Here is a 12,194-nt window from a genome sequence, read left to right as displayed (position 1 = left end):
CGCGGCCCCGTTTGCCGGATTAATTTTTTTTATTGTTTTCACTTCCGTGATGTTGGTGATCCCCATGCCCTCCGTGGCCGTGGAAAAGATGCATTAGCGGGCAGACCAGCAATAACAGATATGGCCAGTAACCTGCCACATGTGACCAGTGTTCTCGCAGGAGGGCAAATGCCGCGATCGCGGCGACAGCAATAAGCGCATAGGTGGTACTTTTCATACTGGACTCCTTCTGTTCATAACAGACCCTTCACTCAGTGTTATTTCCCGAGCCTGACACTTTTCAGACGCAACGCATTCACAATGACGCTGACGGAAGAAAGAGCCATGGCCGCCGCCGCAATAACTGGCGACAGCAGTATTCCATACACAGGATAAAGCAGGCCTGCAGCCACCGGCACACCAAGTGCGTTGTAGATAAATGCAAAAAACAGATTCTGTCGGATATTTTTCATGGTGATCTCTGACAGATGACGGGCCCTGTTCAGTATCATCAGGTCGCCTTTGAGAAGGGTGACTCCGGCACTTTCAATTGCCACATCTGTACCCGTTCCCATGGCTATTCCCACGTCAGCCGCTGCCAGCGCCGGGGCATCATTCACACCGTCTCCGGCCATCGCAACCACATGGCCAGACGCTTTCAGTCGGGTTATCACTGCTTTTTTGCCATCCGGCAGAATCCCGGCTTCAACCTCATCTATTCCCAGTTTCCGTGCGACTGCTTCAGCGGTAAGCTGGTTATCCCCGGTGAGCATAACGATGCGGATCCCCGCCTGACGCAACGCTTTAAGTGCATCCGGCGTGGTTGCTTTCACGGGATCCGAAATAGCTATCAGGCCTGCAAGGTCCCCGTCCGTGGCCACATAGATAACGGTAGCGCCTTCCATCCGCAACGTATCCGCAACGGCCTTTTGATTATCAACAACGATACTGTTTTCCTGCATAACCAGTTCATTACCAATAACAATCCGTTGACCTTCGACATCGCCTGTGACACCTTTACCCGACGGCGCATCGAAATGAGTGACTGCGGGTATTGCGATCCCCTTTTCCTGTGCTGCTCTGACGACTGCCATACCCAGCGGATGCTGCGAGCCTTTTTCCACTGCGGCCGTTACACGCAAAAGAGAGGCTTCCCCACCCGGACTGAGACTGATAATTCCTGTCACCGTAGGCGAACCTTCCGTGAGCGTGCCTGTTTTGTCGACAACCAGCGTGTCCACTTTTTCAAGACGCTCAAGGGCTTCGGCATTTTTGATTAACACCCCGGCCTGGGCTCCTTTGCCCACCCCCACCATTATCGACATCGGCGTGGCCAGCCCCAGCGCGCAGGGACAGGCAATAATCAGGACCGACACAGCCGCAATCAGACCGTGCGCCATCCTGGGCTCGGGCCCCCAGACAGACCAGATCACGAAAGCAACAACCGCGATAAGTATCACCAGAGGAACAAACCAGCCTGAAACGCTGTCAGCCATTCTCTGGATGGGGGCTCGCGAACGCTGTGCATCAGCGACCATCTGAACAATTCGTGAGAGCATCGTTTCATCACCGACTTTCTCTGCTCGGATGATAAGACTACCTGTCTGATTAATCGTCCCCCCAATGACAGGTTCACCCTCTTTTTTGGTAACCGGCATAGACTCCCCGGTCACCATCGATTCATAAACAGTTGTTTTGCCTTCGACCACGATACCGTCGACCGGAATACTCTCTCCAGGTCTGATGCGGAGCTTATCGCCAGGCAGGACATCTTCTGCATTAATATCCGTTTCATGACCGTCATGATCCAGCCGCCTGGCTGTTTTGGGGGCAAGGTTCAGAAGCGCAGTAATGGCACCTGAGGTTTGTTCCCGTGCCCGCAGTTCAAGAACCTGTCCCAGCAGAACAAGCACCGTAATTACTGCTGCGGCTTCAAAATAAACGGCCACCAGGCCATCCATGTTTCTGAACGATGCAGGAAACCAGGAGGGGAAGACGGTTGCAATGACGCTGTAAACCCAGGCTACGCCGGTCCCCATTGCAACAAGGGTAAACATATTCAGGGAGCGGTTACGCAACGACATTCCGGCCCGGGCGAAGAATGGCCAGCCGCAGTACAACACGACTGGAGAGGCCAGAAGCAGTTGCAGCCATGTGTTGTATTGTGGCGGTACTGTATTCCTCAAGGCGGGAAACAGATGAGATCCCATTTCGAGTATCAGAACCGGAAACGCCAGCAACAACCCCAGCCAGAAGCGTCTTGTCATGTCGCGAAGTTCATCACTCGGCCCCGTCGATGCCGTGGCTACGAGCGGTTCCAGTGCCATTCCACAGACAGGACAGCTTCCGGGACCACTGCGGCGTATCTCCGGGTGCATCGGACATGTCCACACACCTTCAGAAATATCTTTCTCCGCCTGATGGTGAGGCTGTTTTATCTGGTCTGGGCTGACTTCGTGGTGATCGTGGTGGTGGTGGGAATGTTCACTGGCATCTTCGGTAAGATAACGGTCGGGATGGGCTGTAAATTTACTCTCACAGCTGGCAGAGCAGAAATAAAGCTGATGGTCCTGGTATCGAATGCTGCTGTGCGCCTTGTCGGGCAGGAATGCCATCCCGCACACGGGATCTCTCACCTTATGCAATACGTGGCTCTCGTCCGGGGATAATGTCTGTTCAGAAGCAGTCTGGTTGTTGTGTTGCACTACATTGTCATTTTTCACAGTAACTCTCCTTATGCATGCCTGAAGCATTTTCTGTCTTCAGGGTATGTCATGGATGCGATTACCACGAATGTCGCCGGCACAGGAGTGCCTGCTGCCGACGTCCCGTTATCAGCCGTTCCGCTGACTATTCGATTCGCTGGAAGATCTTTTTACTGCCCTCCGGAGAGAATGCGATAACATCGTAAGCCTCTTTACGGGCCCCCATCTCCATTCCCGGGCTTCCCGCAGGCATACCGGGGGTGGCAAGGCCATAAATCCCTGAACCAGACTGCATTGCCTTATGTATCGTTGTGGCAGGCACATGACCTTCAATGATCAAATTACCAGTAACTGCGGTATGACAGCTTCTCAGCTCAGCAGGAACAGCATATTTTTCTTTCAGGGCTGACAGAGCCTGATCATTCATGACGTGGGTCCGTACCTCAAACCCGTCCTTTTCCATCGCCTTGCCCCACAGGGAACAGCAACCACAGTTTTCAGACTTGTACATGTCTATTACTTTTTCACCTGCCATTGCCGGAAGTGAAAGGCCAAAAGCCAGGGCCATTAAAATTATTTTTTTCATACTCACCTCTGTATGTTATCGATGTAAACCCTGACGTCAGGGTGAATTTATGCAAAAGGACACCCGCAGGGGTGTCCTTTCAGGGTTATGACACGCTCTTTTTATGTCTGCGCAGCCAGATGAGTTTATAGGCGGCAGGAATAATGAACAGGGACAGCAGCGGAGCTGTGATCATCCCGCCAATCATGGGGGCCGCAATACGGCTCATGACTTCTGAACCTGCGCCGGTTCCCCAGAGTATCGGCAGCAGACCCGCGATGATCACCGCCACGGTCATGGCTTTCGGCCGGACACGCAGCACGGCACCATGATAAAGGGCTTCATCAAGACCTTCCGGTGTGAACGTCTCTTTACGGGACAATTCCGGGTGCACTTCAATGGCATGACGCAGATACATCAGCATGACCACGCCAAACTCTGCTGCCACCCCGGCCAGGGCGATAAACCCGGTTCCGGTCGCCACTGACATATGGAAGCCCTGCCAGTACAGGAACCATATTCCGCCAACCAGGGCGAACGGCAGGCTCATCAGGATCAGCAGGGCTTCGTCAACCCGGCGGAATGCCAGATACAACAGGATGAAAATGATCATCACCGTCATCGGCACCATCAGCTTCAGTTTCTTGTTGGCATGCTCAAGCAGTTCAAACTGTCCGGAGAATGCCACACTGGTTCCCGGTCTCAGTTTCACTTTCTCGCTGATGGCCGTCTTAATGTCGTTAACCACCGACACCATGTCCCTGCCGCGGGCATCAACATAAATCCAGCTGGCTGGCCGGGCATTTTCGGTTTTCAGCATGGTTGGTCCAGAAACGACGTTAATATCCGCGACATCGCCCAGCGTGATCTGCTGCTTCATCGGGGTCAGGATCGGCATCTGTTTCAGCGCCTGCGGACTGTTCCGGTAATCCTGCGGGTAGCGAATGTTAATAGGGTACCGGGCCACCCCTTCAACTGTCTCACCCACCATAGCACCTCCGATTGCTGAAGAGACGAACAGCTGGACATCACCTACCGTCATCCCGTAGCGGGAGGCTTTCTCCCGGTTGATATCGATATCGATGTAGCGCCCGCCCTCAAGTCGCTCAGCCAGGACAGACACCACGCCAGGCACGGTTTTGGCTACCGCCTCGATACTCTGCGCCGTCGCGTCGATATCGGACAGAACAGTCCCGGACACTTTGATACCTATCGGGCTTTTGATCCCGGTTGAGAGCATATCAATACGGTTACGGATAGGCGGCACCCAGAGGTTTGCCAGACCCGGTAAACGGACTGTCCTGTCGAGTTCATCAATAATCTTGTCAATTGTCATGCCGGGACGCCACTGATCCTCAGGTTTGAGCTGGATCGTGGTTTCCACCATTTCGAGCGGCGCGGAATCCGTTGCGGTCTCTGCTTTACCGGTCTTGCCAAATACAGAAGCCACTTCAGGAACGCTTTTGATTAACTTGTCTGTTGTCTGCAGGAGCGCTGCAGCTTCTGCCGGAGAGACGCCAGGCAAGGTCGACGGCATATACAGCAGATCGCCCTCGTTAATCTTCGGCAGAAATTCACCGCCCACCTGACTCAGTGGCCAGATAACCGTGAAAATGGACAAGGCCGCAACCAGCAGGGTTGTTTTTGGCCAGTGGAGGACCCGCAGCAGCAAAGGATGATACGCTTTGATCAGCACCCGGTTCAGGGGGTTACTGGTCTCTGCAGGAATTTTCCCCCGGATCCAGAATCCCATCAGAATAGGAATGACGATGATGGCCAGTGCGGCCGCTCCCGCCATGGAGTACGTTTTCGTGAATGCCAGCGGGCCAAACAGACGACCTTCCTGCCCTTCCAGGGTAAAGATAGGAATAAAGGACAGGGTGATGATCAGCAGGCTAATGAACAACGCGGGTCCCACTTCCACGGAGGCGTCGGTAATCACCTTCCAGCGGGTGGTGTTGTCAATCTGCTCACCCGGATGCTGATGATCCCACTCCTCAAGCCGTTTGTGCGCATTTTCAATCATCACAATGGCGGCATCCACCATCGCACCGACGGCAATCGCTATCCCTCCCAGCGACATGATATTGGCGTTCAGTCCCTGGAAGTGCATGACGATAAAGGCGATACACAGGCCAAGCGGCAGAGAGATAATCGCCACCAGGGCAGAACGTACGTGCCACAGGAACAGAGCACAGACGATGGCCACCACGATAAACTCTTCCAGAAGTTTGGAACTGAGGTTATCAATCGCCCGGTCGATTAACTGGCTGCGATCGTAGGTGGTCACGATTTCAACGCCTTCCGGCAGGCTGGCCTTCAGCGTCTCCAGTTTATCCCTCACTGCCGTGATAACGTCGCGCGCATTTTTACCCGACCGCAGGATCACCACGCCGCCAGCGACTTCTCCCTGGCCGTTCAGCTCGGCAATACCACGCCTCATTTCGGGCCCGGTCTGCACGCGGGCAACATCCCGCAGATAAACCGGCACGCCGTTCTCACCTGTTTTCAGGACGATGTTATTAAAATCATCAATGCTCTGAAGATAACCGCTGGCACGGACCATATACTCCGCTTCGGCCATTTCAACGGATGAACCACCGGCCTCCTGGTTAGACGATTCAAGAGCCTGTTTCACTTCGGGCAGGCTGATCCCATACTGGGACAGTTTTACCGGATTGACCTGAATCTGGTACTGCTTCACCACGCCACCAACCGAGGCTACCTCAGCCACGTTCGGGATGGTCTTCAGTTCAAATTTCAGAAACCAGTCCTGCAAAGAACGCAGTTCTGAAAGGTCGTGTTTTCCGCTGCGATCGACCAGGGCATATTCAAATATCCAGCCCACTCCCGTGGCGTCCGGACCGATTTCAGAGCTCACACCCGCAGGCAGTTTGCCCTGAACCTGATTCAGGTATTCCAGCACGCGCGAACGGGCCCAGTACAGATCGGTCCCGTCTTCAAAAATGACATACACATACGAATCACCGAACTGTGAAAAGCCACGCACGGTTTTTGCGCCAGGTACGGACAGCATGGTGGTGGTAAGCGGATAGGTGACCTGGTTTTCTACAATCTGCGGAGCCTGTCCGGGATAGCTGGTTTTAATAATGACCTGCACATCTGACAGGTCAGGCAGCGCATCGACCGGCGTGTTAATTATCGTCCATGTGCCCCAGATGCTGAGAAACAGTGCGCCCATCATGACCAGGAAACGGTTGGCGACAGAGCGCCGGATAATCCATTCAATCATCGTCGTCTCCTCAGTGCCCTGAATGCATATTTACAGGCTGCTCAGACATTGCTGGCATACTGTTTTCTGTTTTTTCAGGGTGGCGCATACGTTCCAGCGCGCCCGTAATATTGGCTTCGGAGTCAATGAGGAACAGGCCACTGACCACCACGGTATCGCCTTCATTAAGACCGGAGCCAATGCCGGACTGTTGCTGTGATTCATGCAGAACGTGGATCTGTTTCGGCACAAACTTGCCTTCATCATCAACAGTAATCACGCGCTGTTCTTTGCCGGTATCGATAACGGCCTGGCTTGGTATCAGCAGCATCTCCTGACTTTGGGTATTCAGTTTGAGATAGGCATTCATGCCCGGCTTGAGAAACTCATCCTTGTTAGTAACCTGGAGGCGGACCTGAAGCGTGCGGGTTGTCTGATCCACGCTGGGAAGAATGTTCCATTTTTCGACATGGAATGTTTTATCCGGATAAGCCGGTACCGAAATTTCAAACTGCGACGTATCTTTCAGCAGATAGGCGATAGATTCTGGCACTGCAGCGCTGATCCAGACCGGGTCCATCCCCTGAATCTGAGCCACCACCTTATCTTTGGAAATATTCATGCCGGTGCGCAGGTCAAATGCAGTAATGACACCATCAATAGGTGCTTTAATGGTAAAACGGGTCTGGATTGTGCGGGTTGAACGCAGCCTTTGAATATCCTCTTCCGGCATACCAGCCAGACGAAGTCGCTCCAGAACCCCTTTTATCTGGGTTGGCGTACCGCCTGTACCGGATAACAGCAGAAACTCACTTTGTGCCTCAACCCATTCAGGAATGGTGATATCGATAAGCGGAGTGCCTTTCTTCACATGATCGCCAATCGTCAGGGGATACACTTTTTCGACGAAACCGTCAGAACGCGCCTGCACAATGACAAACTGATATTCGTTGTAACTGACATTAGCCGGGATTGTCTGAGAATAATTCAGCATTCCTCGCGTGACTTTTTGCGTTTTTAATCCCAGATTCTGAACCTGAGTTGGATCGATACGGATCCCGCCACTGCTTTTATCGCCACTTTCATCAGCATATTTCGGCACAAGGTCCATATCCATAAAAGGCGATTTTCCGGGTTTATCAAATTTGGTATCCGGTTTCATAGGGTCATACCAGAAAAGTACCTTTTTCTCCGGTGCCTTTTGTTCTGCTGGTACTGTTTTTTGTGATGAGTTTAAATACTGCCAGGCAGTAACCGATATCAGCCCCCCTGCTATGAGGCTGCTGATAATTATTGCAGCATATTTTATCTTTAAAGAAGCCATACAATTTCTCGCTGAAAAATCAAAACACCTGGCATATGCGCACGATTATTCATTCACAGTAATCCCATAATGAATGTTCAGGCGCACTGGATGTATTCGCTCCGGACTGTTAATCAGGATTGCGTAACGTTAATGCTTTTGAGTAAGGAGATATTGCCCTGCTGAATAAACGAGAAATCGACATGGTTGCCGGTTTTCAGGGCATTGATAGCGTCGTCTGCATTAACAAAAGTGAAGCGCATGGTCATTGCAGGCCAGCCCACCGCCGGGATTGCTTCGTGCGAAATGGTAATCTTTTTACTATTCATATCAATGCCTTTAACGATACCGGTGCCCTTGATAACCTGCTGTACCGAAGCATCACTGGCAGCATTCATATCGCCATGCTGATGTGTTTCAGCATGAAGACCGGCAGAAAACATGACAGAGAAGGCACCAAATAAAACGGCTTTAAGTGAATTACGCATTTTAATTTCCTGATTAATTGAATAAATTTACTCTACCCAACCGCCACCCAGCGCGGTAAACAGATTAATTTCGTTAACCTGTCGGGAATAGGTAAGATCGAGAATGGTTTGCTGCGTCGCGAAGAGGGAACGTTCTGCATCCAGCACTTCGATGTAACTGACAGCACCACTTGCATACAATCCTCTGGCACGCTGTAGAGTTATCTGAAGTGAATCAAGATAACGCTGCTGTGACTCAAGTTGCTGGCTAAGGCTGTCGCGCAGCGCAAGCGTGTCGGAAACATCCTTAAAGGCTGACTGAATTTTTTGTTCGTAATTAACCACGGACTGTTGCTGGCGAATTTCAGCCAGCTTCAGATTGGCTTTGTTCCTGCCAGCATTAAATATAGGAATTTCAATTTTAGGAATAAAATTCCACATTCCACTTCCTGACGTAAAGAGGCTGGACAGCTCCGTACTGCTTGAGGAGAGACCACTGGTCAGGGTAATGGACGGGAAAAAAGCCGCTCGCGCTGCGCCAATATTGGCATCAGCCGCTTTCAACTGGTATTCCGCTTCCATAATATCCGGACGCTGCAGCAATATTTGTGACGACAGATTTGGTGGCAATTTTACTGGTGCGATCTCCCCACCTTTAATCCCTTTTTCTGACGGAACTGCGCGGTACGTTCCCAGCACCAGTTGCAGGGCATTGTTTGCCTGAGCCAGATCGCCTTCTCGTTTGGCTATTTCGGCGCGGGTACTTTCGATTTGCCCCCTGGCTTGTTCAAGCGCCAGAACGTTCGTACTCCCGGTCACCAGTTGTTGCTCAACGAATGCATAAGACTGTTGATAATTTTTCAGCGTTTCCCGCGCAATACGGAGTTGTTCGTACGCCAGTTGCTGGCTGAAATAGCTCTGTGAAACGTTGGAGACCAGCAGGATGTGTACGGCACGACGGGCTTCTTCGCTGGCAAAGTAGTTCTGGCGATCAGCCTCACTCATGTTCTTAAGTTTGCCAAAAAAATCGAGCTCATAGCTGAGCTCCAGACCCGCGTCGTACTCCTGTGTGGTCGGCTTGTCACCTTTCAGACCACCGTTGTATGTGATCCCGGATGAGGCATTCAGTTGGGGATAACGATCTGCATCCGTGACGTTGAACTGGGCCCGAGCCTCTTCAACCTTCAGGGCAGCCATTCTCAAATCACGGTTATTATTCAGGGCTTCACCGATCAGCCTGCTGACCTGGGGATCGACAAAAAAGTTTCGCCAGCCCGTATCCTGATAGCTGTTTACCGCAGGCGTCAGACTGTTTTTAGACAATGAAAACTGCTGGGGAACCGGAGCTGGCGGACGCTGATATTCAGGTGCCAGAGAAACACAACCAGCCAGGATGAATATGGTACTGATGCTGAGTAATTTTAATTTGAACATAACGCTTCTCGTACAGGCAGACCTGGTAAATGGTTCAAACGAAGTCCAGAGTATTGATAGGGATACTTTACCGAACGCTCTCTGTTTGCCGGGTGACAGGATAATGACAATGTTGTCATTTTTGCTGTAATCCGTTGATAACGATCGTGGGCGCAATAAAATGACATTAGCAGCCAGCCGGGGAGCATGATGAAAATATTAATCGTTGAAGACGAAATTAAAACAGGTGAATATCTCAGCAAGGGGCTGACAGAGGCGGGGTTCGTCGTGGATCACGCTGATAATGGTCTGACCGGATATCATCTTGCCATGACAGCCGAGTATGATTTAGCCATCCTGGATATCATGCTGCCTGATGTAAACGGCTGGGATATCATCCGTATGCTGCGCAGTGCCGGAAAGGGGATGCCGGTATTACTGCTGACGGCCCTTGGCACGATTGAACACAGGGTCAAAGGACTTGAGCTGGGTGCGGACGATTATCTGGTGAAGCCCTTTGCGTTTGCTGAACTGCTCGCCCGGGTAAGAACCCTCCTCAGGCGGGGAAACACGATGATCACGGAAAGCCAGCTTAAAGTGGCTGACCTCTCGGTTGATCTCGTATCCAGAAAAGTCAGCCGCGCCGGGAACCGCATTGTGCTCACCAGTAAAGAGTTCAGCCTGCTGGAATTCTTCATTCGCCATCAGGGAGAAGTTCTTCCCCGCTCCCTGATTGCCTCTCAGGTCTGGGACATGAATTTTGACAGCGACACTAACGCGATTGATGTCGCAGTAAAGCGACTCCGCGCTAAAATAGACAACGATTACGGGACAAAACTGATCCAGACAGTGCGGGGCGTGGGCTACATGCTGGAGATCCCGGATGCATAGCAAACCGTCCAGACGACCTTTCTCACTCGCTCTGCGGCTGACCTTTTTTATCAGCCTGTCCACAATACTGGCGTTTATCGCCTTCACCTGGTTTATGCTGCATTCTGTTGAAAAGCATTTTGCCGAGCAGGATGTCAGCGATCTGCAACAAATCAGCACCACACTGAGCCGTATACTCCAGTCCCCGGCAGATCCGGATGAAAAAAAAGTAAGCAAAATAAAGGAATCGATCGCCAGCTACCGCAACGTTGCCCTTTTGCTCCTCAATCCCCGGGGTGAGGTGCTGTACAGCTCTGCGCAGGGGGCAGCACTACGCCCGGCCGTGAATTCAGCCGATTTTAGCGAGCACAGCCGCGCACGGGATGTCTTTCTCTGGACGGTGGAGGATACTGCGAGAGCGATGGATACCGGGTCCGGAATGAAGATGGAAACGTACCGGATTATCGCCTCCTCTGGCCAGGCGACATTTCAGGGCAAACAGCAGAACTATGTCATGCTGACTGGCCTCTCCATTAATTTCCATCTCCATTACCTCGATGCGCTGAAAAAAAATCTGATTGCGATTGCCGTCGTGATAAGCCTGCTGATTGTTCTGATCATTCGCATTGCTGTCCGTCAGGGGCACCTGCCCCTTCGTAATGTCAGCAATGCCATTAAAAACATCACCTCCGAGAATCTTGATGCGCGGCTGGAACCGACACGCGTTCCCATTGAGCTGGAGCAGCTGGTTATCTCGTTCAATCATATGATTGGAAAGATTGAGGATGTTTTTACCCGCCAGGCCAATTTCTCTGCCGATATCGCGCACGAGATCAGAACACCCATCACCAATCTGGTGACGCAGACTGAAATCGCTCTGAGTCAGGATCGAACGCAGAAGGAACTTGAGGATGTCCTCTATTCCAGCCTTGAAGAGTATAACCGGATGACCAAAATGGTCAGCGACATGCTGTTCCTGGCACAGGCGGACAATAATCAGCTGATACCTGACAGGGTTCGGTTTGACCTCAGAGCAGAAGTCATGAAAGTCTTCGAGTTTTTCGAAGCCTGGGCCGAAGAACGCAATATTATGCTCAAATTTAACGGGATGCCCTGCCTGGTTGAGGGAGATCCACAAATGTTCAGAAGAGCGATCAATAATCTGTTATCCAACGCCCTGCGTTATACCCCAGAGGGACAGGCAATCACCGTCTCAATAAGAGAGCAGGAGAGCTTTTTTGACCTTGTGATTGAAAATCCGGGGAAACCAATCCCTGAAGAGCATTTATCAAGGTTGTTTGACCGTTTTTATCGGGTGGATCCGTCCAGACAACGAAAAGGAGAAGGCAGCGGCATCGGCCTTGCGATTGTGAAGTCAATCGTGGAAGCACATCACGGAAGAGTGCAGGTGGAATCGGACGTACACTCAACGCGTTTTATCTTATCCGTGCCCAGACTGGAGAAAATGATTCCGGACACCCAGTGCTGGGAATAAAGATTTAAATGACAAAGATGTCATTAGCCTGACATGCAGCAAACAGAAGCCATTCGATATAATTAGTGCAACTTATCAGGAAGGCTGGATTGCTTTATCAATATCCGGCGTCAGTGGACGCCAGGAAATGAATATCCAGTCCCCTCCCGGAGAAATAAACACTTC

9 protein-coding genes are annotated in these 12,194 nt (G+C 51.6%); 2 read left to right on the top strand and 7 right to left on the bottom strand.

All coding sequences use genetic code 11. The annotated features are described in order from the left end of the window. Positions 1-19: 19 nt before the first annotated feature. The 7 genes from OGY06_RS16780 to silC all read right to left on the bottom strand — a co-directional run bounded on the left by OGY06_RS16780 (position 20) and on the right by silC (position 9,685). Positions 20-217, bottom strand: a complete 198-nt coding sequence (locus OGY06_RS16780; protein WP_000843496.1) for a DUF2933 domain-containing protein — start codon at positions 215-217, stop codon at positions 20-22. Positions 218-257: 40 nt separating this feature from the next. Beyond that, positions 258-2,732, bottom strand: coding sequence for an Ag(+)-translocating P-type ATPase SilP (gene silP, locus OGY06_RS16775; RefSeq protein WP_137473392.1), 2,475 nt, complete (start codon positions 2,730-2,732; stop codon positions 258-260). 97 nt (positions 2,733-2,829) lie between these two features. Beyond that, positions 2,830-3,270 carry a DUF411 domain-containing protein gene (locus OGY06_RS16770; RefSeq protein WP_000720618.1) on the bottom strand — a complete coding sequence of 147 codons (441 nt, stop codon included), beginning with the start codon at positions 3,268-3,270 and terminating at the stop codon, positions 2,830-2,832. An 85-nt stretch (positions 3,271-3,355) separates the two neighbouring features. Next, positions 3,356-6,502 carry a Cu(+)/Ag(+) efflux RND transporter permease subunit SilA gene (gene silA, locus OGY06_RS16765; RefSeq protein ID WP_016246646.1) on the bottom strand — a complete coding sequence of 1,049 codons (3,147 nt, stop codon included), beginning with the start codon at positions 6,500-6,502 and terminating at the stop codon, positions 3,356-3,358. 10 nt (positions 6,503-6,512) lie between these two features. Then, positions 6,513-7,805, bottom strand: coding sequence for a Cu(+)/Ag(+) efflux RND transporter periplasmic adaptor subunit SilB (gene silB, locus OGY06_RS16760; RefSeq protein WP_001446341.1), 1,293 nt, complete (start codon positions 7,803-7,805; stop codon positions 6,513-6,515). Positions 7,806-7,918: 113 nt separating this feature from the next. After that, positions 7,919-8,272, bottom strand: coding sequence for a cation efflux system protein CusF (cusF, locus tag OGY06_RS16755; protein WP_016246647.1), 354 nt, complete (start codon positions 8,270-8,272; stop codon positions 7,919-7,921). A gap of 27 nt (positions 8,273-8,299) precedes the next feature. Continuing rightward, positions 8,300-9,685 carry a Cu(+)/Ag(+) efflux RND transporter outer membrane channel SilC gene (gene silC / locus OGY06_RS16750; protein WP_000475513.1) on the bottom strand — a complete coding sequence of 462 codons (1,386 nt, stop codon included), beginning with the start codon at positions 9,683-9,685 and terminating at the stop codon, positions 8,300-8,302. Positions 9,686-9,874: 189 nt separating this feature from the next. Here silC and silR point away from each other — a divergent pair, with 189 nt between their 5' ends. Together silR and silS are read left to right on the top strand one after the other, a co-directional pair. Then, a complete protein-coding gene (gene silR, locus OGY06_RS16745; protein WP_000697966.1) occupies positions 9,875-10,555 on the top strand; it encodes a copper/silver response regulator transcription factor SilR in 681 nt (226 codons plus the stop codon). Continuing rightward, positions 10,548-12,029 carry a copper/silver sensor histidine kinase SilS gene (gene silS, locus OGY06_RS16740; protein WP_000555733.1) on the top strand — a complete coding sequence of 494 codons (1,482 nt, stop codon included), beginning with the start codon at positions 10,548-10,550 and terminating at the stop codon, positions 12,027-12,029. Before silR ends, silS begins: the two co-directional genes overlap by 8 nt. The last annotated feature ends 165 nt before the right edge of the window (positions 12,030-12,194 follow it).

Source organism: Citrobacter sp. Cpo147, from assembly GCF_030332405.1.
In the GTDB taxonomy this organism is placed as follows: Bacteria; Pseudomonadota; Gammaproteobacteria; order Enterobacterales; family Enterobacteriaceae; genus Citrobacter; species Citrobacter portucalensis.
The sequence above is the reverse complement of the archived record's forward strand: the minus strand, read 5'-3'. Positions and strand labels throughout refer to the sequence as shown.

Bases quoted from the DNA above. Each gene is read 5' to 3' on its own strand.
- OGY06_RS16780 (WP_000843496.1), bottom strand. From the start codon at position 217: ATGAAAAGTACCACCTATGCGCTTATTGCTGTCGCCGCGATCGCGGCA.
- silP (WP_137473392.1), bottom strand. From the start codon at position 2,732: ATGCTTCAGGCATGCATAAGGAGAGTTACTGTGAAAAATGACAATGTA.
- OGY06_RS16770 (WP_000720618.1), bottom strand. From the start codon at position 3,270: ATGAAAAAAATAATTTTAATGGCCCTGGCTTTTGGCCTTTCACTTCCG.
- silA (WP_016246646.1), bottom strand. From the start codon at position 6,502: ATGATTGAATGGATTATCCGGCGCTCTGTCGCCAACCGTTTCCTGGTC.
- silB (WP_001446341.1), bottom strand. From the start codon at position 7,805: ATGGCTTCTTTAAAGATAAAATATGCTGCAATAATTATCAGCAGCCTC.
- cusF (WP_016246647.1), bottom strand. From the start codon at position 8,272: ATGCGTAATTCACTTAAAGCCGTTTTATTTGGTGCCTTCTCTGTCATG.
- silC (WP_000475513.1), bottom strand. From the start codon at position 9,685: ATGTTCAAATTAAAATTACTCAGCATCAGTACCATATTCATCCTGGCT.
- silR (WP_000697966.1), top strand. From the start codon at position 9,875: ATGAAAATATTAATCGTTGAAGACGAAATTAAAACAGGTGAATATCTC.
- silS (WP_000555733.1), top strand. From the start codon at position 10,548: ATGCATAGCAAACCGTCCAGACGACCTTTCTCACTCGCTCTGCGGCTG.